Origin of the sequence: Arcobacter defluvii (genome assembly GCF_013201725.1) — a bacterium.
Classification (GTDB): Bacteria; Campylobacterota; Campylobacteria; order Campylobacterales; family Arcobacteraceae; genus Aliarcobacter; species Aliarcobacter defluvii.
In genome coordinates this window covers 2,128,061-2,148,888 of sequence record NZ_CP053835.1, presented here as the reverse complement: position 1 = coordinate 2,148,888, position 20,828 = coordinate 2,128,061, and the positions used below count along the sequence as shown (strand labels likewise).

26 protein-coding genes are annotated in these 20,828 nt (G+C 28.4%); 24 read left to right on the top strand and 2 right to left on the bottom strand.

Going from position 1 to position 20,828, the window contains the following annotated elements; translation table 11 throughout:
* The first annotated feature begins 60 nt into the window (after nucleotides 1-60).
* The 7 genes from dnaG (at nucleotide 61) to fmt (ending at nucleotide 5,830) form a co-directional block, all read left to right on the top strand.
* Nucleotides 61-1,695 (top strand): DNA primase, encoded by a 1,635-nt coding sequence (gene dnaG / locus ADFLV_RS10735; RefSeq protein WP_129011202.1) that lies wholly within the window; start codon nucleotides 61-63, stop codon nucleotides 1,693-1,695.
* Between the two features lie 94 nt (nucleotides 1,696-1,789).
* The gene (locus ADFLV_RS10730; protein ID WP_014474794.1) at nucleotides 1,790-2,173 is read left to right on the top strand and encodes a Rid family detoxifying hydrolase; all 384 of its coding nucleotides are present in this window, start codon (nucleotides 1,790-1,792) and stop codon (nucleotides 2,171-2,173) included.
* 116 nt (nucleotides 2,174-2,289) lie between these two features.
* The gene (gene rplU, locus ADFLV_RS10725) at nucleotides 2,290-2,607 is read left to right on the top strand and encodes a 50S ribosomal protein L21 (RefSeq protein WP_014474793.1); all 318 of its coding nucleotides are present in this window, start codon (nucleotides 2,290-2,292) and stop codon (nucleotides 2,605-2,607) included.
* Between the two features lie 27 nt (nucleotides 2,608-2,634).
* A complete protein-coding gene (gene rpmA, locus ADFLV_RS10720) occupies nucleotides 2,635-2,892 on the top strand; it encodes a 50S ribosomal protein L27 (RefSeq protein ID WP_014474792.1) in 258 nt (85 codons plus the stop codon).
* Nucleotides 2,893-3,039: 147 nt separating this feature from the next.
* On the top strand, nucleotides 3,040-4,131 hold the full coding sequence (obgE, locus tag ADFLV_RS10715) for a GTPase ObgE (RefSeq protein ID WP_014474791.1): 1,092 nt from the start codon (nucleotides 3,040-3,042) through the stop codon (nucleotides 4,129-4,131).
* Nucleotides 4,128-4,898: a glutamate 5-kinase gene (gene proB / locus ADFLV_RS10710; RefSeq protein WP_129011201.1), complete on the top strand. Its 771-nt coding sequence runs from the start codon at nucleotides 4,128-4,130 to the stop codon at nucleotides 4,896-4,898. The genes obgE and proB overlap by 4 nt, the downstream gene beginning before the upstream one ends.
* A gap of 11 nt (nucleotides 4,899-4,909) precedes the next feature.
* Nucleotides 4,910-5,830, top strand: coding sequence for a methionyl-tRNA formyltransferase (fmt, locus tag ADFLV_RS10705; protein WP_129011200.1), 921 nt, complete (start codon nucleotides 4,910-4,912; stop codon nucleotides 5,828-5,830).
* Between the two features lie 14 nt (nucleotides 5,831-5,844).
* Here the strand turns inward: fmt and ADFLV_RS10700 are convergent, their stop codons facing one another.
* Nucleotides 5,845-6,738, bottom strand: coding sequence for an AEC family transporter (locus ADFLV_RS10700; RefSeq protein ID WP_041654850.1), 894 nt, complete (start codon nucleotides 6,736-6,738; stop codon nucleotides 5,845-5,847).
* A gap of 65 nt (nucleotides 6,739-6,803) precedes the next feature.
* Between ADFLV_RS10700 and ADFLV_RS10695 the strand changes: the two genes are divergently transcribed.
* The 14 genes from ADFLV_RS10695 to tolB all read left to right on the top strand — a co-directional run bounded on the left by ADFLV_RS10695 (nucleotide 6,804) and on the right by tolB (nucleotide 17,895).
* Nucleotides 6,804-7,439 (top strand): biotin--[acetyl-CoA-carboxylase] ligase, encoded by a 636-nt coding sequence (locus ADFLV_RS10695; protein WP_129011199.1) that lies wholly within the window; start codon nucleotides 6,804-6,806, stop codon nucleotides 7,437-7,439.
* Entirely contained in the window at nucleotides 7,436-8,212 is a 777-nt protein-coding gene (locus ADFLV_RS10690; RefSeq protein WP_014474786.1) for a ParA family protein, read from the top strand. Before ADFLV_RS10695 ends, ADFLV_RS10690 begins: the two co-directional genes overlap by 4 nt.
* A 19-nt stretch (nucleotides 8,213-8,231) precedes the next feature.
* Nucleotides 8,232-9,089, top strand: a complete 858-nt coding sequence (locus ADFLV_RS10685) for a ParB/RepB/Spo0J family partition protein (protein ID WP_129011198.1) — start codon at nucleotides 8,232-8,234, stop codon at nucleotides 9,087-9,089.
* Between the two features lie 113 nt (nucleotides 9,090-9,202).
* Nucleotides 9,203-9,625 carry a F0F1 ATP synthase subunit B family protein gene (locus tag ADFLV_RS10680; RefSeq protein ID WP_014474784.1) on the top strand — a complete coding sequence of 141 codons (423 nt, stop codon included), beginning with the start codon at nucleotides 9,203-9,205 and terminating at the stop codon, nucleotides 9,623-9,625.
* 13 nt (nucleotides 9,626-9,638) lie between these two features.
* Nucleotides 9,639-10,151, top strand: coding sequence for a F0F1 ATP synthase subunit B (locus tag ADFLV_RS10675; protein WP_014474783.1), 513 nt, complete (start codon nucleotides 9,639-9,641; stop codon nucleotides 10,149-10,151).
* Nucleotides 10,151-10,681 (top strand): F0F1 ATP synthase subunit delta, encoded by a 531-nt coding sequence (locus ADFLV_RS10670; RefSeq protein WP_014474782.1) that lies wholly within the window; start codon nucleotides 10,151-10,153, stop codon nucleotides 10,679-10,681. The genes ADFLV_RS10675 and ADFLV_RS10670 overlap by 1 nt, the downstream gene beginning before the upstream one ends.
* A 21-nt stretch (nucleotides 10,682-10,702) precedes the next feature.
* Nucleotides 10,703-12,220 (top strand): F0F1 ATP synthase subunit alpha, encoded by a 1,518-nt coding sequence (gene atpA, locus ADFLV_RS10665; RefSeq protein WP_014474781.1) that lies wholly within the window; start codon nucleotides 10,703-10,705, stop codon nucleotides 12,218-12,220.
* A gap of 10 nt (nucleotides 12,221-12,230) precedes the next feature.
* Nucleotides 12,231-13,115: an ATP synthase F1 subunit gamma gene (atpG, locus tag ADFLV_RS10660; RefSeq protein WP_014474780.1), complete on the top strand. Its 885-nt coding sequence runs from the start codon at nucleotides 12,231-12,233 to the stop codon at nucleotides 13,113-13,115.
* Between the two features lie 18 nt (nucleotides 13,116-13,133).
* Nucleotides 13,134-14,528, top strand: a complete 1,395-nt coding sequence (gene atpD, locus ADFLV_RS10655) for a F0F1 ATP synthase subunit beta (protein WP_014474779.1) — start codon at nucleotides 13,134-13,136, stop codon at nucleotides 14,526-14,528.
* 22 nt (nucleotides 14,529-14,550) lie between these two features.
* Nucleotides 14,551-14,928 carry an ATP synthase F1 subunit epsilon gene (gene atpC / locus ADFLV_RS10650; protein WP_014474778.1) on the top strand — a complete coding sequence of 126 codons (378 nt, stop codon included), beginning with the start codon at nucleotides 14,551-14,553 and terminating at the stop codon, nucleotides 14,926-14,928.
* A 6-nt stretch (nucleotides 14,929-14,934) separates the two neighbouring features.
* Nucleotides 14,935-15,495, top strand: a complete 561-nt coding sequence (locus ADFLV_RS10645) for a MotA/TolQ/ExbB proton channel family protein (protein WP_014474777.1) — start codon at nucleotides 14,935-14,937, stop codon at nucleotides 15,493-15,495.
* 4 nt (nucleotides 15,496-15,499) lie between these two features.
* Nucleotides 15,500-15,889: a biopolymer transporter ExbD gene (locus ADFLV_RS10640; RefSeq protein ID WP_014474776.1), complete on the top strand. Its 390-nt coding sequence runs from the start codon at nucleotides 15,500-15,502 to the stop codon at nucleotides 15,887-15,889.
* A gap of 3 nt (nucleotides 15,890-15,892) precedes the next feature.
* Nucleotides 15,893-16,618 carry a TonB C-terminal domain-containing protein gene (locus ADFLV_RS10635; protein ID WP_014474775.1) on the top strand — a complete coding sequence of 242 codons (726 nt, stop codon included), beginning with the start codon at nucleotides 15,893-15,895 and terminating at the stop codon, nucleotides 16,616-16,618.
* Between the two features lie 5 nt (nucleotides 16,619-16,623).
* Nucleotides 16,624-17,895, top strand: coding sequence for a Tol-Pal system protein TolB (tolB, locus tag ADFLV_RS10630; protein WP_129011197.1), 1,272 nt, complete (start codon nucleotides 16,624-16,626; stop codon nucleotides 17,893-17,895).
* A gap of 37 nt (nucleotides 17,896-17,932) precedes the next feature.
* Here tolB and ADFLV_RS10625 read toward each other — a convergent pair whose 3' ends face one another.
* Nucleotides 17,933-18,448, bottom strand: a complete 516-nt coding sequence (locus ADFLV_RS10625; protein ID WP_014474773.1) for a ferritin-like domain-containing protein — start codon at nucleotides 18,446-18,448, stop codon at nucleotides 17,933-17,935.
* 150 nt (nucleotides 18,449-18,598) lie between these two features.
* Between ADFLV_RS10625 and ADFLV_RS10620 the strand changes: the two genes are divergently transcribed.
* Genes ADFLV_RS10620 through ADFLV_RS10610 form a run of 3 tightly spaced genes read left to right on the top strand, consistent with a single transcriptional unit; the run spans nucleotide 18,599 to nucleotide 20,704 of the window.
* On the top strand, nucleotides 18,599-19,138 hold the full coding sequence (locus tag ADFLV_RS10620; RefSeq protein WP_014474772.1) for an OmpA family protein: 540 nt from the start codon (nucleotides 18,599-18,601) through the stop codon (nucleotides 19,136-19,138).
* Between the two features lie 5 nt (nucleotides 19,139-19,143).
* Nucleotides 19,144-20,106: a tetratricopeptide repeat protein gene (locus tag ADFLV_RS10615; protein ID WP_014474771.1), complete on the top strand. Its 963-nt coding sequence runs from the start codon at nucleotides 19,144-19,146 to the stop codon at nucleotides 20,104-20,106.
* A gap of 28 nt (nucleotides 20,107-20,134) precedes the next feature.
* Entirely contained in the window at nucleotides 20,135-20,704 is a 570-nt protein-coding gene (locus ADFLV_RS10610; protein WP_129011196.1) for an FKBP-type peptidyl-prolyl cis-trans isomerase, read from the top strand.
* Nucleotides 20,705-20,828: the final 124 nt, after the last annotated feature.

The following is a 20,828-nucleotide window of genomic DNA, read 5'->3' as shown; positions in this document are numbered from 1 at the left end:
AAAGTAGTGCATATTAACATAAAAGTTCATATAAAATAATAAAAGAGTATAATCCAATTTATGATAAAAAAAGAATCGATTGAAAACTTAAAAAACCATCTTGATGTAGTTGATGTGGTTTCACAATTTATAGAATTAAAAAAATCTGGAGCAAATTTCAAAGCATGTTGCCCTTTTCATGGTGAAACAACTCCATCTTTTGTGGTTAGCCCAGCTAAACAAATATATCATTGTTTTGGATGTGGGGCAGGTGGAGACTCTATAAAATTTGTTATGGAATATGAAAAATTATCATATCCTGAAACAATAGAAAAATTAGCTTCAATGTATAATTTTAATTTGGAGTATGACAATAATAATGAAAAACAACAAGATATTAAAGTATTAGAAGAAGTTAATAAATTTTATCAAAAACTTTTTGTAAATAATTCTGTAGCAAAAGAGTACATAAAAGATAGAGGAATTTCTGATTTTTCAATAGAAAAATTTGAAATTGGTTATGCTCCAGTTTCTATTGATACAATAAATTTTTTAAAATCAAATCATTTTAATTTAACTGAAGCAATTGATTTAGGAATAATAGATACAGGAACAAATGGACTTTATTCAAGATTTATAGAAAGAATAACTTTTCCAATATATTCCATAAATGGCAAACTTGTAGGTTTTGGTGGAAGAACAATAACAGGACATAATGCAAAATATGTAAATTCCCCACAAACAAAACTTTTTAATAAATCAAGACTTTTATATGGGTATCATTTAGCAAAAGAAAAGATTTATAAAAATAAACAAATAATTGTTTGTGAAGGTTATTTAGATGTAATTATGCTTCATCAAGCAGGATTTAATTCAGCAGTTGCAACACTTGGAACTGCACTTACAACGGAACACTTACCGCTTCTAAGACGAGGTGAGCCAAAAGTAATACTTGCTTATGATGGAGACAAAGCTGGACTTGCTGCAGCTTTTAAAGCATCTGTAATGCTTAGTCAAAGTGATTTTGAAGGAGGAGTTGTAATTTTTAGTGATGGACAAGATCCTGCTGATATGGTTAAGGGAAAAAAAATTGAAGAATTAAATAATATTTTTATAAATCCAATATCTTTTATTCCTTATGCTATAGATTATATTATTTCAAAATATGATATAAATGAACCTAGTCAAAAACAAAAAGCATTAAATGAAGCAAATGATTATTTAAAAAGTTTAAGTCTATTAAATCAAGATGAATATAAAAGATATTTAGCACAAAAACTGAATATAAGAGAAGATAGAATAAAAATTAGTGGAGATAAACACAGAATAAATGATGTTAATTTATCAAAAATAGATATTGCTGAACTTTGTATAATAAAATCAATACTTGAAAAACCAAAAAGGTTAGATTCAGTTTTAGATATAGTTGATACTTCTATGTTTGAATTTCATAAAAATGAATTTGAATTAGTCTTAACTGATATAGAAAATCCATCTTTAAATTCGATTATTTTAAATGAAAAGCTTGAAAATTATGATGATGAAAGACTTAATCAAGAACTTCTTACATTGGTATATAAATTTTATACAAATAAATTAACAGCAATTTCATATGATAAAAGTCTAGATTTTAAACAAAAAGCAAATTTGATTAGAAAAATTAAAGATAATATTTATCAATTAAAACAAGGAAAACTTGTAAGTTATAATCTATGAAAATTAATTTTTAAAATTAATTTTATTAGTAGTTTATTTTTTGTAAAATTCCAAAAAGTTATTTTAACTTCTTAAGGAAAATAAGGAAAATCCGATGAAATTTATTGAAAGTGACAATTTACCACAAGCTATAGGACCATATTCACCTGCTGTTAAGGTAAATGGTATGATTTATACATCTGCTCAAGTTCCAGTAACTTTAGATGGTACAATGATTGAAAGAGATATAAAAGTTCAAACAAGACAAGTATTAACAAATCTTAGAACACTTTTAGAAGATGCTGATAGTGGCATGGAAAAAGTAGTGAAAATATCAGTTTATTTAGAAAATATAGATGATTTTGGAGTAGTTAATGTTTTATTTGCTGAAGCATTTGGTGAACATAAACCAGCAAGAAGCACAATTTCTGTAAAAGGATTACCAAAGAATTCTTTGATAATGGTAGATGCAATTGCTTTAGCAAATGATTATCATTGAAATCTTAGGCTTAAAGAAAGTTTAAACTAAATTAAGATACTATTCCGGTTCGAAAAATAGAGTTAATATGAAAAAGTATCGACTTATGCATATAGAATTGAATTAGAGGAAGAAAGATGTACGCAATTATCAAGTGTGGTGGAAAACAGTATAAAGTTTCTGAGGGTGATATCTTAGATGTTGATTATACTGGTAAAGCTGCAAAAGAAACTTTAGAAATTACTGATGTTTTAGCTGTAAACAACGGTGAATTAAAAACTGGTGAAGCAGTTGCAAATGCAAAAGTAGAAGCAGTTGTAGTATTAGATGGTACTGGTGTAAATAGAGCTAGAAAAGTAATCATTTACAAAAAAAGAAGAAGAAAAGATTCAAAATTAAAAAGAGGTTTTAGAAAAAGCTTCACAAAAATTAGAATTACAAAAATTGCTGCATAAGCATAATAAAAGTTAAGGAGAACAATCATGGCTCACAAAAAAGGTCAGGGAAGTACACAGAATAATAGAGATTCAGCTGGTAGAAGACTTGGTGTTAAAAAATTTGGTGGTGAAGTTGTAAGAGCTGGAAATATCATTATTAGACAAAGAGGTACTAAAGTACATTTAGGTCAAAATGTTGGTATGGGTAAAGATCATACTATTTATTCTTTAATTGACGGTGTTGTTAAATTTGAAATTAAAGATAAAAAAAGAAAAAAAGTTTCAGTTTACGCAGCATCGTAATTCTGAATCAAATTATTTTCTTTAAAGGGTGTATGGCTTTGCCTACACCCTTTTTTTATTTAAAAATTAACATAACTAATTAAAAGTTAACAGTGAAAATCACAATTTTACTTTTAGTTTTTAATTATTTATTAAAAGGAAAGTTATATGTTTATAGATAGCGCTAGATTTGCCGTTACATCTGGAAAAGGTGGACAAGGGTGCGCTTCGTTTAGAAGAGAAAAATTTGTTGTTAAAGGTGGACCAGATGGTGGAGATGGAGGAAAAGGTGGTGATGTTTACTTTTTAGTTGACAACAATACTGATACTCTATCAAGTTATAAAGGAAAAAAATTCTTTAAAGCTGATAATGGAAAGCAAGGTATGGGTGGAAATATGACAGGAAAATCTGGAGAAACACTTGTATTGGTTGTTCCTCCAGGAACTCAAATTATTGATGATGAAACAAATGAAATTATATTTGATTTATTAATTCCTGGAGAAAAAGTTTTATTTCTTGAAGGTGGGAAAGGTGGATTAGGAAATGTTCACTTTAAAAATTCAAGAAATCAAAGACCTACATATTTCCAACCAGGATTACCAGGAGTTACAAAAAACATTAGATTAGAGTTAAAACTAATTGCAGATGTTGGATTAGTAGGTTATCCAAATGTAGGGAAATCAACTCTAATTTCTGTTACATCAAATGCAACTCCTGAAATAGCAAATTATGAATTTACAACAATAACACCAAAACTTGGAGTTGTTAATGTTGGAGATTTTAACTCTTTTGTGATGGCTGATATTCCAGGAATTATAGATGGAGCTAGTGAAGGAAGAGGTTTAGGACTTGAATTTTTAAAACATATTGAAAGAACAAAAACTTTATTATTTGTAATTGATGTTGCAAATTATAGAACAATGATTGAACAATATAAAGTTTTAAAAGAAGAAGTTACAAAGTTCTCTACAGAATTATCAAAAAGAAATTTTGCAATTGTACTAAGTAAAGTTGATGGATATTTTGGTGAAGATTTAGAAAACGATATTAAAAATTTTATAAAAGAAATTGGTTTAGAACAGAGTAATTCAAATGAATTTAAATTTGAAGGTGATTACCCATATTTTATTCAAGATTTAATTTATTCAAGATTTGATAATAGTAAGCCATACTTTGTTTTGCCAATTTCATCTTTAACAAAATTAAATATTAAACCATTAAGTTTTGCCTTATATAATTTATTGGAACAAGATAAATGAAAAGATTAGTTATAAAAGTTGGAACTGCAGTTTTAACTGAAGATAATAAAAAACTTGCATTAGAAAGAATCCAAAATTTAGTTAATTTAATAGCTAAATTAAAAAATGAAAAAAAATTAGAAGTTATTTTAGTTTCATCGGGTGCTGTTGGTGCTGGATATACAGTACTAAAACTTGATAAGAAAATTTTAGCTAATAAACAAACACTAGCAGCAATTGGTCAGCCAAAATTGATGAAAACATATCAAAATATGTTTGAAAAATATGAGATACCGTGTTCTCAACTTCTTTTTACGGCTGATGATTTTGATTCAAGAAAAAGATTACAAAATGCTAGAAATGTAATGGAAATTTTATTAGAAAACAAAGTACTTCCTATTATCAATGAAAATGATATTATCTCAACAGATGAATTAATTGGAGATAATGATCAATTAGCAGCTTTTGTAACTTATTATTTTAAAGCAGATATGTTGGCAATTTTAACAGATATTGATGGATATTATGACAAAAATCCAAGAGAATATGAAGATGCAAAATTACAAAAAAACATTTCTTTTATATCTTGTGAGGAACTTGAAAAAAAACCTAGTGCAAATTCACAATTTGCAACAGGTGGAATAGTAACAAAACTTAAAGCAGCAGATTTTTTAATGCAAAATAACATTCCTATGTATTTATCTTCTGGATTTAATCTAACAAATGCTTATGATTTTTTAGTTGAAGGAAATCATAAAAATGGAACAATTTTTCAATCAAAAAAATAAAAGGATAAATATTGAGTAAAAAAATTCTATTTATGGGAACTCCTGATTATGCAACAACAATTTTTAAAGAGTTGATAAATAGTAAATATGATGTAGTTGCTTTATTTACTCAGCCTGATAAACCAGTTGGGCGAAAACAGATTTTAACTCCTCCTCATATAAAACAATATTGTTTAGATGAAAATTTAGATATTTCAATTTTTCAACCTATTAAATTGAGAGGGAATGAAGAAGCTAAAAAACAAATAGAAGAATTAAAACCAGATTTTATAATAGTTGCTGCTTATGGACAGATTCTACCAAAAGAGATTTTAGATATTGCTCCTTGCATAAATCTTCATGCTTCACTTTTACCAAAATATAGAGGTGCAAGTCCTATTCAAGAATCATTATTAAATGATGATTATTTTACAGGTGTTACATCTATGCTTATGGAAGAAGGTCTTGATAGTGGAGATATTTTAGGTTTACAATATCTAAAAATCAATTCAACTATGGAAGTATCTGAAGCCTTTGAAAAATTGTCAATTATTGCAGCAAATTTAACAATAACTACTTTAGATAATTTTGAAAATATTAAACCCCTTAAACAAAATGAATCAGAAGTTAGTTTTTGCAAAAAAATTAAAAAAGATGATGGTTTAGTAAATTTCTTAAATGCAAAAAAATTGTATTTGAAATATAAAGCTTACTCTTATTGGCCAGGAGTTTTTTTAGAGTCAGAGTTAAAATTAAAAGATATTGAATTATGTGAAGAAGAATCAATAAATAAAGAGGGAGAGATTTTAGAAATCTCTAAAGATTTTATCGTTATTGGATGTAAAAAAGGAAGTCTAAAAATAAAAACATTACAAGCTCCTTCAAAAAAAGCTATTAGTTCAGTTGATTTTATAAGGGGTCAAAGACTTGAAGTAGGAGATATTTTAGTATAAATTTAGCGTAAAAATTACGCTAAATATGTGGTATACATCGTTATTGTAAATAGACTTAATAAAACTCCTAATACAAGAGAATTGATTGCGATTTTTTCATCTAAACCACCTTTTATAGCTAAAACTGTTGCCATAGTCATTGGAGGCATTGCAACTTCGATAATAGTTACTTTTACCCAAGTTTGATCTATTCCATAGAAGTATTTGAATCCAATTAAAATTATTATTGGTACAACAATCATTTTTAAAATCATTGCAACAGAAACAATATGTAATCTTGCAAAAATATTTTTCAATTCTAACTTCATACCAATAGCAATCATAGCAAGTGGCACTAATGTTGAACCAAGTGTTTGAGTAGTTAACAATATGAAGTTTGGTATTTCAAAATTCTTTGCAATTAATGTAACAAAAAACATAATTTGAGGTGGGAATAAAAAAATAGATTTTGAAATAGATTTTACACTATTTTTTTTACCATTTCCCCAAGTAATTATAAACATACCAACTGAAACTAAAAGTAAAAATGAACCAAAAATATCATATATCAAACCATACACAATGAAATCTTGCCCATAAAAAGCATCTATATATGAAAACCCTATAAATGAAGTATTTCCAAATGTTGCCATAATCATAAATGTAGCAAAGTATGTTCTATTTAATCTCATTAATTTTCCTACTAGATATGCTAGAGTAAGATTAAATAAAATGAAACATATAAACATTAAAATTAATCCAATGATTCTTTGATCAATAATCAAAGGATAAATTTTTGAAAAAACAATGGACGGAAGAGAAAAGTAGATGATAAATTCAATTAATTGCTTTGAATTATCATGAAAAAATACTTTAAATAAGTATCCCAAAGCTAAATAAATTGCAATCGGTAAAACAGGGTCTAACATACTAACCTTTTTTGCAAAGATTATAATTAATAATATCTTCTATTTTAATTATGTATAATCCAAAAATGAAAATTATAAGATTAGATGAAGTTGATTCAACTCATACGTATTTAAAAAAATATATAAGTTTAAATGGATTTAGTGAACCTTTATGTATAGTATCAGATTTTCAAACAAATGGAATTGGAAGTAGAGGAAATTCTTGGACAGGTAGAAAAGGAAATTTGTTTTTTTCTTTTGTTTTAAATATAAAAGATTTACCAAAAGATTTGCCTTTGCAAAGTATTTCAATCTATGTTTCATATATTTTGAAAAATATTTTGAAAAACTTAAAATCAAAAGTTTGGATAAAATGGCCAAATGATTTTTATATAGAAAATAAAAAAATTGGTGGAACTATTACAACTATGTCAAAAGATATAATCTATTGTGGGATAGGATTAAATCTTTTAGAAGTAGATGAAGGATTTGGTAAATTAGATATAAAAGTCGATATAAATAGTATGTTAAAAGATTATTTTTCTGAAATAGAAAAAAAGATTTTATGGAAGCAAATATTTAGTGATTTTAAGATAGAATTTCAACTTAGCAAAAAGTTCCAAACGACCATAGATAATCAAAAAGTTTCACTCGAAAATGCGATATTAAACGAAGATGGTTCAATTCAAGTAAACAACAAAAAGGTATTTAGTTTAAGATGACAGAAATTATTTCAATAGCTAATCAAAAGGGTGGAGTAGGTAAAACTACTACAGCTGTAAATTTAAGTGCAGCACTTGCCTTAGAGGGAAAAAAAGTCTTATTAATAGATGCTGACCCTCAAGCAAATGCAACCACATCATTAGGTTTTCATAGAGATACTTATGAATATAACATTTATCATGTAATGTTAGGAACAAAAGAATTAAATGAAATTATTTTAGATTCAGAAATAGAGAATTTAAAAGTTGCACCTTCAAATATTGGACTTGTAGGAATAGAAAAAGAATTTTATAAAAATACAAAAGAAAGAGAATTGGTATTAAAAAGAAAAATTGATCCAGTTAAAAAAGATTTTGATTATATTATAATTGACTCGCCTCCTGCATTAGGACCAATAACTATTAATACACTAAGTGCTTCAACATCTGTATTAATACCAATTCAATGTGAGTTTTTTGCATTGGAAGGTTTAGCACAATTACTAAATACTATAAAATTAGTTAAACAAACAATTAATCAATCTTTACAAATTAGAGGTTTTTTACCTACAATGTATAGTTCTCAAAATAATTTATCAAAACAAGTATTTGCAGATTTAGCACAACATTTTGAAAATAAGTTATTTAAAATAGATGATAACTCATATGTTGTTATACCAAGAAATATAAAATTAGCTGAGAGTCCAAGTTTTGGTAAACCAATCATGCTTTATGATACAAATTCAAGTGGAACAAAAGCATATACAAACTTAGCAAGAGCAATTGCAGGATAATTTATTTATAGGAAATAATATGGCACTAGGAAGAGGATTAGGAGAATTATTAGGTGAAGTTGAATCTGCTTATGTAAATTCAACAGGAAATAATACATCAGGTGTAAAAAAAATAGATGTTTCAATAATAAAAGCTAATCCAAATCAGCCAAGAAAAATTTTTGATGAAGATAAATTATTTGAACTAAGTGAATCGATAAAAGAGCATGGTTTATTACAACCAATAGTTGTTGTAGAAAATGAAGATAATACATATACATTAATTGCAGGTGAGAGAAGATTAAGAGCTCATAAACTTGCAAAAATTGATAAAATAAAAGCTATTATTGTTGATACTGATGTATTAAAATTAAGAGAATTAGCATTAATTGAAAATATTCAAAGAGATGATTTAAATATTATCGAATTGGCATATTGTTACGCACAGTTACTAAATGAACATAATATCACTCATGAAGAATTATCAAAAAAAGTATTTAAAAGTAGAACGTCTATTACAAATACATTAAGATTGTTACAATTAAACTCATATGTACAACAATTTTTAGCAACTGACAAAATTAGTGCAGGGCATGCAAAAGTTATGCTTGGATTATCTAATGATGAACAAAGAATGGTTTGTGATTCAATTATAGGACAAAAACTTTCAGTTAGAGAAACTGAAAAACTTGTAAAAGAATTAAAAGAAAGAAATACTGAAAAACCTAAAAAAGAAATAATTTCTACAAATTATAATATAGACCCATTGAAAAATTTAATGGCAAAACTTCAAGAAAATGATTTAAAAGTTAAAGTAGAAAAAAACTATTTTAAAATTGAATTTAATTCGCAAGAAGAGATAGACAAAATATCTAGTTACTTTAATTTACAATTGTAACAAAATCTAAAAATTTCCAAGCTAATTTTTTCTTTTAATATATTTTTATACTTTGTTTTGCTAAAATATTAGAGTTTTAGTTAAACTAAACTGTAAAAAATATGGAGGAATGAATGTTAGACATAAGTCCTGTATTATTGCTTAGCTCTGGTATCATCTTTCTTTTAGTTGTTGCTAGACTAAACAGTTGTCTTTTCAAACCATTATTAAAGCACATGGATGATAGAGCAGCTTCTATAAAAAAAGATTTAGAAGATGCAAAGTCAAATGGTGCAGATGTAGATGGTTTGTTAGCTGAAGCAAATGAAATTATTTCTAAAGCTAAAAAAGAAGCAGCTGCAATTAGAGAACAAGCTTATAAGGAAGCAAAGGATAGTGCTGATGCAAAACTTGCAAGTGCTAAATCTAATTTAGAAGCAAAATCTGTTGAATTTGCTAAAAACTTACAAGACGAGACTAAAGCTTTAAAAGATTCTTTAGTATCTTCTATGCCTCAATTTAATGAGAGCCTAAAAGCTAAGCTTAGCTCAATTTAAAAGGGAAGAGAATATGAAAAGAATGTTATTACTTGGGTTAGCTTTAGCTCCTGTTGCATTATTTGCAAACGAAGGCGCGGTTGAAACTGATATAGTACAAAGAACCGTTAACTTTATAATATTTGCTGGAATTTTATGGTATTTACTTGCTGATAAAATTAAAGCATTTTTTGCCAATAGAACTTTATCTATTCAAGCGGAACTTGACAAAGTTCAAGAGACTTTAAAAGCTTCTCAAGATAAAGTTTCAGATGCACAAAAAAAATTAGAAGAAGCAAAAAAAATTGCTGCTGATATTATTGAAGGTGCAAAAGCTGATATTGATTCAGTTAAACAAAAAGTCGCAACTGCTGTTGATGCGGATATCGCAAATCTAAATAAAAATTTAGATGAAATGATGAAAGTTGAAACATCAAAAGCTAAAAAACAAGTTGTTACAGAAGTTCTTGAAGAGCTATTAAATTCAGAAAATATTAAATTAACTCAAAATGAGTTAGCGAATATTGTTCTTAAAAAGGTAGCATAATGAAAGATTTAGTAGCAAAAAGATACGTAAAAGCTTTAATTGATGGTAGAGATAGTAACACTATAAATACTATTAGTAGTAAGTTAAATGAAATTTCTTCGGCATTTGCTGATGAAAAATTTAATTTTATTATATCTTCACCAGAAGTTGCAGATAATGCAAAAATTGATTTAATAATCTCTTTAGTTGATGGTATAGATTATACATTAAATAATTTTATTAAATTACTTGGTGAGAAAAGAAGATTAGCTTTATTACCATTTATTGCAGAAGAGTTAAATACACAAATTGCAAAAATGAATAATAGTTATGTAGGTGTTGTTTATACAAATCTTGAATTATCAAGTGATTATGTATCTTCAATTGAAGAACAATTTAGTAAAAAATTTGATGTTAAATTATCATTATCACAAAATGTTTGTGATTATGATGGTATTAAAGTAGATATTGACGGACTTGGGGTAGAAATCTCTTTTTCTAAAGAGAGATTAAGATCACAGTTAATTGATCATATTTTAAAAGCAGTTTAGAACTTATAAAGGAGAAATTGAATGGGTGCAAAAATTCAAGCTGATGAAATCAGTTCTATAATAAAAGAAAGAATTGATAACTTTGAATTAAATGTAGATGTAAATGAAACAGGTAAAATTATCTCTTATGCAGATGGTATTGCACAAGTTTACGGTCTAAAAAATGTTATGGCTGGGGAACTAGTTGAGTTTGAAAATGGTGAGAGAGGTCTTGCTTCAAATTTAGAAGAATCTTCTGTTGGTATCGTTGTTCTTGGAAAAGGAGAAGGTCTTAGAGAAGGTACTTCTTGTAGAAGACTTGGAAAACTTTTAGAAACACCAGTTGGTGATGCAATGGTTGGTAGAGTTGTAAATGCTCTTGGTGAAGCTATTGATGGTAAAGGTTCAATTGCAGCAGCTGAATATAGATTTGTAGAAGAAAAAGCTCCTGGAATTATGGCAAGAAAATCTGTACATGAACCATTACAAACTGGTATTAAAGCTATTGATGCATTAGTTCCAATTGGAAGAGGGCAAAGAGAGCTTATTATTGGTGATAGACAAACTGGTAAAACAACAGTTGCAATTGATACAATTCTTAACCAAAAAGGTGAAAATGTAATTTGTATTTATGTTGCAATTGGACAAAAATCATCTTCTGTTGCTTCTGTAGTTAGAACATTAGAAGAATCAGGTGCAATGGAATATACAATCGTTGTTAATGCATCTGCTGCTGATTCATCAGCTTTACAATTCTTAGCTCCATATACAGGTGTAACTATTGGTGAATATTTCAGAGATAATGGTAAGCATGCACTAATTATTTATGATGATTTATCTAAACATGCTGTTGCATATAGAGAAATGTCATTAATTTTAAGAAGACCTCCAGGAAGAGAAGCATATCCAGGGGATGTATTTTATCTACACTCAAGATTATTAGAAAGAGCTGCAAAAATGTCAGATGAAAAAGGTGCTGGTTCTATGACTGCGTTACCAATCATCGAAACACAAGCTGGAGATGTTGCTGCTTATATTCCAACAAACGTAATTTCTATTACTGATGGACAAATTTTCTTAGAAACTAACTTATTTAACTCAGGTATAAGACCTGCAATTAATGTAGGTTTATCTGTTTCTAGGGTTGGGGGAGCTGCTCAAATTAAAGCTACTAAACAAGTTGCAGGAACTTTAAAATTATCACTTGCTCAATATAGAGAACTTGAAGCATTTGCTCAATTTGCATCAGATTTAGATGAAGCTACTAGAAGAGAATTAGAACTTGGTCAAAGAATGGTTGAAGTTTTAAAACAAGGTGTTAATAAACCTCTAGTGATTGAAAAACAAATTGTAATTATTTATGCAGGTACTAAAGGGTACTTAAATGATATTGCAGTTAAAGATGTTGTTAGATTTGAAGCTGAATTACATTCATTCTTTGAACAAAAATATTCAAATATTTTAGAAGCAATTAAATCTAAACAAAAAATAGATGATGATACAGAAGCAGAATTAAAAGCTGCATTAGAAGAGTTTAAAACTGTATTTAGTGCAAACTAAGGATTAGTCAATGGCTAACTTAAAAGAAATAAAATTAAAAATAGGTAGTGTTAAAAATACTCAGAAAACAACGAAAGCTATGAAGCTTGTATCTTCTGCAAAACTAACTAGAACAAGACAATTGTCTGAACAAGCTAGAAGTTATGCTAGAAAGATAAATGATGTGCTTTCTGATATTGCTGCTAGAGTTAGCAAAGTTCAAGACGAAGGAAATATTGGTAGAGCATTTGTACAAAATGATACTCCAAAAACAGTTGATATTGTTTTTGTAACTGCTGATAAAGGACTTTGCGGTGGTTTTAATATGGCAACAATTAAAACTGTTAGTAAATTGATTTCAGAATATGAAGCAAAAGGTTCAAAAGTTAGATTAAGAGCTGCTGGAAGAAAAGGAGTAGATTTCTTCTCTTTCCAAGGTGTTGCGTTAGAGCAAAAAGCAAGTGATTTATCATCTGCACCTGAATATGATAGAGCTGCTGAGTTTATTCATAGTGTTGTTGAAGATTTTAAAAATGAAGTTACTGATAAAGTAATAGTTGTTTACAATGGTTTCTTAAATATGCTATCTCAAGAAATTAGAGTTAGAGAGTTATTACCAATTAGTTTAGATGCTGTTGAAATAGAAGATAACTCATCTATGTTAAATATTGAGCCAGATGATGATGAAGAAGTTTTAAACGAATTAACTGATAAATATATTGATTTCAATATGTATTATGCTTTGATTGATTCTTTAGCTGCTGAACACAGTGCAAGAATGCAAGCAATGGAAGCTGCAACTAAAAATGCAAAAGAAAAAGTTAATAGTTTAACAGTTGAATATAATAAAGCTAGACAAGCTGCAATTACAACAGAGCTGATAGAAATTATCAGTGGTGTTGAAGCATTAAAATAATTTAAAGGAGCTGCCCGTATGAAAGGTAAAATTATTCAGGTAATGGGTCCGGTTGTTGACGTAGAATTCGACGGATACTTACCAGAAATTAATGAAGCTATTGATGTAGTATTAGCAGATGCTAATAAAGACAGATTAGTATTAGAAGTTGCTGCGCATATTGGTGATGGTAGAGTTAGAACTATCGCTATGGATATGACAGAAGGTTTAACTAGAGGTCAAGAGTGTAATGCTACTGGTGGACCAATTAAAGTTCCAGTTGGTGAAGCAGTACTAGGAAGAATTTTTAATGTTATTGGTGATCCAGTTGATGAAGGTGCTGCAATTCCTGCAGAAACTGAAAGATGGTCAATTCATAGATCAGCACCAACTTTTGAAGAGCAATCAACAAAAACTGAAATGTTTGAAACAGGTATTAAAGTTGTTGACCTTTTAGCTCCTTATTCAAAAGGGGGAAAAGTTGGATTATTTGGTGGTGCTGGAGTTGGAAAAACAGTTATTATTATGGAATTAATCCATAACGTTGCTTTTAAACACTCTGGATACTCTGTATTTGCTGGTGTTGGTGAAAGAACAAGAGAAGGAAACGATCTTTATCATGAGATGAAAGACTCAAACGTTCTTGATAAAGTTGCATTATGCTATGGTCAAATGAGTGAGCCTCCAGGTGCAAGAAATAGAATTGCATTAACTGGTCTTACAATGGCTGAATACTTTAGAGATGAAAAAGGTCTAGATGTACTTATGTTTATTGATAATATCTTTAGATTTGCACAATCAGGATCTGAAATGTCAGCATTATTAGGAAGAATTCCTTCAGCTGTTGGATACCAACCAACACTTGCTTCAGAAATGGGTAAATTACAAGAAAGAATTACTTCTACTTCTAAAGGTTCTATTACTTCTGTTCAAGCAGTTTACGTTCCAGCGGATGACTTAACTGACCCAGCTCCAGCTTCTGTATTTGCTCACTTAGATGCAACTACAGTTTTAAATAGAAAAATTGCTGAAAAAGGTATTTATCCTGCAGTTGATCCACTTGATTCAACTTCAAGAATTTTAAATGCAGATATTATCGGATTAGAACACTATAATACAGCAAGAGGTGTTCAATCAGTATTACAAAAATATAAAGATTTACAAGATATTATTGCAATTCTTGGTATGGATGAGTTATCAGAAGCAGACAAACTTGTTGTTTCTAGAGCAAGAAAAATTGAAAGATTTTTATCTCAACCATTCTTCGTTGCAGAGGTATTTACAGGAAGCCCAGGTAAATATGTTGAATTAAAAGATACTATTGCTGGATTCCAAGGAATTTTAGATGGTAAATATGATAACATTCCTGAAATGGCATTCTATATGGTTGGTGGAATCGACGAGGTTCTAGCAAAAGCTGAGAAAATGAAATAACAAAAAACCATTAAGGCATAACATGGATACAATTAGATTATCAATCGTTACACCTAATGGAGAAATATTTAATGATGATGTGAAAACTGTGACTCTTCCTGGAAAAGAGGGAGAGTTCGGTGTTCTACCAGGACATTCATCTTTAATTTCTTCATTAACTGTTGGTGTTATCGTTATTGAAAAAGCAAATTCTACAGAAGCTGTTGCTATTAACTGGGGACATGTGAAAGTAGATGAAAAATCAGTTGATGTGCTAGCAGATGGAGCTATTGCATTAACAGCTGGAAAAGATTCAGAAATCGCTAAAAATATTGAAGCAGCAAAAGCATTAGTTAATTCTGTAAAAGATTCTAATATTTCTGTTGCTTCAGTTGAAGCAAAAATTAATTCATTTGCATAAAAGCACATGATTACTACATTACTAAATTATTTGGCAAATAGTAGTGCTATAACTTATATAGTTTTAGCACTATTGTCAACTTATCTAATCATTACATTCTGGGTTTTCTTTTATAGAAATAGCATTTTAAATTCACTTCTTAGTAATGAGAAGAAATCTTTAGAAGCTTTAACTTCAAGAGAAGCTAGATTTTCGCCGTTGTCAGCACTTAACAAGTGTTCAAATAATTCAACTTCAAAAGAGTTATTGCATGCATGTGAAATTAATATAGTTAAAGATGCAAGTAATGGTCTTTCTTGGTTAGCTATAATATCGTCAACTTCACCATTTATTGGTCTTTTTGGTACAGTTGTTGGTATATTAGAATCATTTGCAAAATTTGCAAATCAGTCAAAAGTTGCATTTTCAATAATTGCTCCTGCAATTAGTGAAGCATTAGTTGCGACAGCAGCAGGTATATTAGTGGCGATTTTTGCTTATACATTCCATCAAATACTTACAAGAAAAGTTTATGAACTTAATATTTTTCTTAAGGCACAATCGCAAATTTTAATTGCTAAAGGGTAAAATAGTGTATGATTTTAATCAAAAACCAGATTTAAATATTACTCCTTTAGTTGATATTATGCTAGTTTTATTAGCAATATTAATGGTAACAGCTCCTGTTATCGAATTTGAAGAACCAATTACACTTCCAACAGGAAGTAGATCACAACAAACACAAGATGTTCAAAAAATTGATATTATTATTACAAAAGATAGAATTGTAACATTAAATAAAAATAAGGTTGAAATATCAAACTTTGCAGATAGTTTTTTACAGTTCTCAAATGGAAAAGATCAAAATACACCAATTTATATCCGTGCAGATAAAAGTTTAAAATATGATGATATTATTTATGTTTTAAAATCAGTTAAAGAAGCTGGTTTTTTTAAAGTGGCATTAGTGACAGATGGATAATAAATGCAAAATAATCTTTCATTTACAGTTTCAGGTATAATTGCGATTTCTCTATATCTTCTTTTAGCTTTTTCGGTACTTTTTTATATAATGAGTCCAGTACCAAATACTATTAATATTACGCCAACTTCTACTTCAATAGAACTTGATATGATAGTTGAAAAAGCTGAAAAAAAGATGGTTGAAAGAAAAGTAGATAAAATAATTGAAAAAGAAGAGGTAAAAGAAAAATCAGCTTCTGCTTCAAATGAAAAGAGACCTGACTTAAAATCTTTATTTGCTAATGTTAAAGAAAAAGCACCTAAAGTTACAAAAGAAGAAGTTAATAATGTTCAAAAATCGATTGATCCTAAAAGATTTAAATCAAAATTTGAAAAAGAAAAAAAATCTTCAAATATTAAAATTGATAAATTATTAGAAGATGAAAAAACAGCAACTAATACTAAAAGTACAAATGCTGCAAAAGGTGTTGAAACAGATGAATATTTTGCTCAAATAAGTGATATGTTATCTGCTTGGGTACCTGTTGGTTCTGGACTTAAAGCTGTTGTATTAATTATGATTGATTTAGATGGTAAGTTTGATTATAGTTTTGTAAAAAAATCAGGTGATGAAACTTTTGATACTTCTTTAAAAGTTTTTTTAGAAGAACAAAAGAATATTGCTTATCCTAAGCCAACAAAAGGAAAGGCAGTTAAAATTAATGTTGATTTCAAATCAGAAGGATGAGAATTATGTTTAAAATATTTTTGTTAATATCATTGATATTTAGTTCAGTTTTTGCAGAAGTTGATGCAAATTTAGAAATAATTAAAAAAGCAAACTCTGTACCAAAAGTTTTAGTTTCAGTTGCTACAGATGCAATGGAAGTTGAAACTCTTAATAAAATAAAAAAGAGTTTATCTGATGACCTAAATGTAAGTGGTCATTTTGAAATAGCAAGTGTAAATAGCCAAACTGCTTATGATAGTTTACCTGATATTTTAGCTTTATCAAACCAAGGTGTTGGATTATATTTAAATTTATCAGCTAAAAAAGAAGCATCAGGGGATTATACTTTGATGACAAAATTGTATGATATTAATGCAAGAGCTTTAATTTTAGAAAAAAACTTTACAACTTCACAAGAAGATAGATATGTTTTTTTAGCTCATAAAGCAGCAATATCGATAAATGATTTTTTTAAAGCTCCGAGTATTGCTTGGATGGATAAATTTGTTGTATTCTCAACATATCGTGGAGCTGGTAAAGCAGATATTATGATTGGTGATTATACTCTAACTTATAAAAAAACTGTTGTAACTGGTGGATTAAATATTTTCCCAAAATGGGCAGATAAAGAACAAAAAACTATATATTATACTACTTATAATTATAAAAAACCTACATTAGTTAAATTAAATATTTATAATAGAGGTAAAGAAATAATCATGGATTCTGATGGTATGATAGCTTGTTCTGATGTAAATAAAGATGGAACTAAACTTTTAATTACTGCATCACCTACAGGGCAACCTGATATTTTCTTATATGAAACTAGAACGAAAAAGAAAACTCAAATTAGCAGATTTAGTGGAATTGATGTAGGTGGACAATTTATCGAAAATGATTCAAGAATTGTTTTTGTATCAGATAGATTAGGAAATCCTAATATTTTTGCTCAAGGAATTAACTCAACTGCAGTTGAAAGATTAGTTTATCATAGTAATAATAATTCTTCAGCTACTGCACATGAAAATAATATTGTTTATAGTAGTAAAGATTCAGATAATGAATTAGGTGGAAAAAGTTTTAACTTATATTTAATTTCTACTAAAACTGATAGTTTAAAGAGACTTACATCTAGTGGAGTTAACCAATTTCCAAAATTTTCTAATGATGGTGAAACTTTACTTTTTATAAAAACTTTTGAAGGAGTGAGTTCTGTTGGTATAATTAGACTAGATTATAGTAAATCTTTTTTATTCCCTTTATCTACAGGACGAATTCAATCTATTGATTGGTAGGGTTTAATTAAAGTATGGATTTCCATACTTTAATTTTTTAATTTAGATTTTTCTTTAAATCGGCAATAAATTCTGTAATATCATCATGAAGTGTTTGCAAATCTTCTTCATGTTCTACTTCATCTGCTAATATTTGGCTTACAATATCATAAGTTACTATGTCTTTATTTCTTGTTATATCAACAATTTTAGAATAAGTATTTATGGCACATTGTTCACCTTTTATAGCATCTTTTAAAATAGCTACTACATCAAAGTTTCTTGGTGCATCATATCCACAATTTGTGTGTTTTATCCATTCATTAGGATCTAGAAGAGGAGTTCCTCCTAGTTGAAGAATTCTATCTGCAATCATATTAGCATGTCTTAATTCATCAGTTGCATGTTGATTAAGTTCAACAATTGCAGCATCTTTCATAATACCTTTTACAACTTTACTTTCAATAAAGTATTGATAATATGCTAACCATTCATCTGCATAAGCTCTATTTAACAGATGAATAATTTCACTTATTTCAATATCTTTTATTATTGAATTTCCTACTCTTGCCATCTTTTTCTCCTTAAAATAGAATGTTATTTGATATTACATAAGTAATTCTTAATAAGCAATAAGAATCAATTAATTATTATTTAAAATCTAAACAATAATTAAGGTTCAATTTAATATCATTTCAGGAAATTTTATTTCAAGGAAAAAATTATGAAAAAGTTAGGTATTTACTCTGTATTAGTTGCAGCATTATTATTTACTACAGGTTGTAGTGAAAAAAATGTTGATATGAATGTTGATAATGGTGCTTCTCAACCAGAAGTTGTTAGTACACCAGATACAAATATTGCTGATGGAAGTTTCTCAGCTTTAGAAAAAGTTGGTAATGGAAATTACTATATGATTAATGGACAAAAAGTGTTAATTGAGCATGTTTATTTTGGATTTGATAAATATGATTTAACTGCTGAAAATAAAGAAAAAGCAGTTTCTAATGCTTCTAAATTATCTCCATTAACTGCTGATACAACAGTTAAAGTTTTCGGTAACACTGACGAATGGGGAACTGATGAGTATAACTACGCATTAGGTTTAAAAAGAGCTAACTCTGTAAAAGATGTTTTAGTTTCAAATGGTGTAACAGCTAATATCTCTTTAGTATCTTTAGGTGAAAGTAATCCAGTTTGTACTGAAAAAACTAAAGATTGTTGGGCAAAAAACAGAAGAGTTGAACACGAATTAAGTAAATAATTCTGATGAATAAGTATCTTCTACCTTTATTAGTAGTAACTTCATTAACCGTAGCCGAAGAGGTTTCGGTTTATGGAGCTGGGAGTTTAAATGCTGATAGTCCTTACGGACTTAGTTCATCAGAAAAGCATATTTTAAAAAACCAGACAAACATAAGTAATATATCTTCTAAATTAGGAGATATAAATACTTTAGTTGAATCAATTAATAGAAGGTTAGAAGGCTTAGAATCTACATATGAAGGTGATTCTGCAAAATTAAATTCAACTGTACTTAAAGTAAATGAATTATCGCAGAAACTAAATTTATCTTCAGATCTAGCTTCTAATACAACACCTACAACTCAGTCAACAAATAATGATTTGACTGATACCGTGAATAATTTAAAAGCTGCTCTTAGTAAATTGACAGCTCTTGTTAACAAAATTAATTCTGAATATGTGTCTTCAACTGAACTTGAGAAAAATATGCAGCAATTTATAACAAGAGAAGAATTTGAGGCCTTGAAAAAAGCAGTTGGTGTTAAAACATCACAAGTAAATCCTACAAAAACTAACGAAAAAAAATCAGCTGAAGTAGATGAAATCAAAAAAAATCTTACTTCAGATGATAAAGCAAAATTATTATCTGATGCAAAAAAAGATTTTAGTGCAAAAAAATATGATAATGCTATTCCTAAATATGAAAAACTTGTTGAAGTTAACTATAAACCTGCTGAAAGTAATTATTATTTAGGTGAAATGTGGTATATAAGAAAAAAATTTGACGTTGCAATAAGTCATTTTAAAAAATCTGCAATACTAAATGATAAAGCAGCTTATATGCCTACATTATTATTGCATAGTGCTATTTCATTTGAAAATACAAAAGATAAAGATAATGCTAAAAGTTTTTATTCTACTTTAATTGATCTTTATCCTGATTCAAGTGAAGCAAAAGTAGCAAAAAAAAATTTAGCTAAATTATAATAATTATAAAATTAAATAAGGAAAAAATATGTCACATAAAGTTATAGGTATAGAATATACATTAAAAGATGCAAAAACAGGTGAACATTTAGATACAAATGTTGGTCAAGCTCCATTAGAATTTATTTCTGGAAAAGGACAAATCATTCCTGGTTTAGAAGTTAAATTAGTTGAAATGTCAGCAAATGAAGAAGCGGATGTTATGGTTGAAGCAAAAGATGCTTATGGTGAGTATAATGAAGAAGCAGTTCAAACATTACCAAAAGAACAATTCGCTGGTATTGAATTAGTTGAAGGTATGTCATTATATGGAACAGGTGAACATGGTGAAACTGTACAAGTTGTAGTTAAATCTTTTTCTGATTCAGATGTAACAATTGATTATAATCATCCAATGGCTGGAAGAACTTTAATGTTCTCAGTAGCAATTTTAAGTTTAAGAGATGCAACTGAAGAAGAAGTTCAAACAGGTGTTGTTGGTGGTATGGCTGCTATGGGTGGTGGATGTTGTGGTGGCGGAGGTCACTCACATGGTGAAGGTTCTTGTGGAACTGGACATGAACACGGACACTCTCATGGTGGTTGTGGTTGTCACTAATCTTTTTTATATAAAGAAAAATTTGAAAATTTGCCCAAGTGTATTTATACATTTGGGCAAAATTATTTTTTAGGGTTATGAAATTTAACTTTAAAAAATGATTTTGAATAAATTTGAAATTTAT

Bases quoted from the DNA above. Each gene is read 5' to 3' on its own strand.
- atpA (WP_014474781.1), top strand. From the start codon at position 10,703: ATGGGTGCAAAAATTCAAGCTGATGAAATCAGTTCTATAATAAAAGAA.
- ADFLV_RS10685 (WP_129011198.1), top strand. From the start codon at position 8,232: ATGGCACTAGGAAGAGGATTAGGAGAATTATTAGGTGAAGTTGAATCT.
- ADFLV_RS10670 (WP_014474782.1), top strand. From the start codon at position 10,151: ATGAAAGATTTAGTAGCAAAAAGATACGTAAAAGCTTTAATTGATGGT.
- proB (WP_129011201.1), top strand. From the start codon at position 4,128: ATGAAAAGATTAGTTATAAAAGTTGGAACTGCAGTTTTAACTGAAGAT.
- ADFLV_RS10625 (WP_014474773.1), bottom strand. From the start codon at position 18,448: ATGGCAAGAGTAGGAAATTCAATAATAAAAGATATTGAAATAAGTGAA.
- ADFLV_RS10620 (WP_014474772.1), top strand. From the start codon at position 18,599: ATGAAAAAGTTAGGTATTTACTCTGTATTAGTTGCAGCATTATTATTT.
- ADFLV_RS10610 (WP_129011196.1), top strand. From the start codon at position 20,135: ATGTCACATAAAGTTATAGGTATAGAATATACATTAAAAGATGCAAAA.
- ADFLV_RS10700 (WP_041654850.1), bottom strand. From the start codon at position 6,738: ATGTTAGACCCTGTTTTACCGATTGCAATTTATTTAGCTTTGGGATAC.
- dnaG (WP_129011202.1), top strand. From the start codon at position 61: ATGATAAAAAAAGAATCGATTGAAAACTTAAAAAACCATCTTGATGTA.
- ADFLV_RS10680 (WP_014474784.1), top strand. From the start codon at position 9,203: ATGTTAGACATAAGTCCTGTATTATTGCTTAGCTCTGGTATCATCTTT.
- atpC (WP_014474778.1), top strand. From the start codon at position 14,551: ATGGATACAATTAGATTATCAATCGTTACACCTAATGGAGAAATATTT.
- ADFLV_RS10615 (WP_014474771.1), top strand. From the start codon at position 19,144: ATGAATAAGTATCTTCTACCTTTATTAGTAGTAACTTCATTAACCGTA.
- ADFLV_RS10695 (WP_129011199.1), top strand. From the start codon at position 6,804: ATGAAAATTATAAGATTAGATGAAGTTGATTCAACTCATACGTATTTA.
- ADFLV_RS10690 (WP_014474786.1), top strand. From the start codon at position 7,436: ATGACAGAAATTATTTCAATAGCTAATCAAAAGGGTGGAGTAGGTAAA.
- obgE (WP_014474791.1), top strand. From the start codon at position 3,040: ATGTTTATAGATAGCGCTAGATTTGCCGTTACATCTGGAAAAGGTGGA.
- ADFLV_RS10730 (WP_014474794.1), top strand. From the start codon at position 1,790: ATGAAATTTATTGAAAGTGACAATTTACCACAAGCTATAGGACCATAT.
- rplU (WP_014474793.1), top strand. From the start codon at position 2,290: ATGTACGCAATTATCAAGTGTGGTGGAAAACAGTATAAAGTTTCTGAG.
- ADFLV_RS10645 (WP_014474777.1), top strand. From the start codon at position 14,935: ATGATTACTACATTACTAAATTATTTGGCAAATAGTAGTGCTATAACT.
- tolB (WP_129011197.1), top strand. From the start codon at position 16,624: ATGTTTAAAATATTTTTGTTAATATCATTGATATTTAGTTCAGTTTTT.
- ADFLV_RS10635 (WP_014474775.1), top strand. From the start codon at position 15,893: ATGCAAAATAATCTTTCATTTACAGTTTCAGGTATAATTGCGATTTCT.
- atpD (WP_014474779.1), top strand. From the start codon at position 13,134: ATGAAAGGTAAAATTATTCAGGTAATGGGTCCGGTTGTTGACGTAGAA.
- rpmA (WP_014474792.1), top strand. From the start codon at position 2,635: ATGGCTCACAAAAAAGGTCAGGGAAGTACACAGAATAATAGAGATTCA.
- atpG (WP_014474780.1), top strand. From the start codon at position 12,231: ATGGCTAACTTAAAAGAAATAAAATTAAAAATAGGTAGTGTTAAAAAT.
- ADFLV_RS10675 (WP_014474783.1), top strand. From the start codon at position 9,639: ATGAAAAGAATGTTATTACTTGGGTTAGCTTTAGCTCCTGTTGCATTA.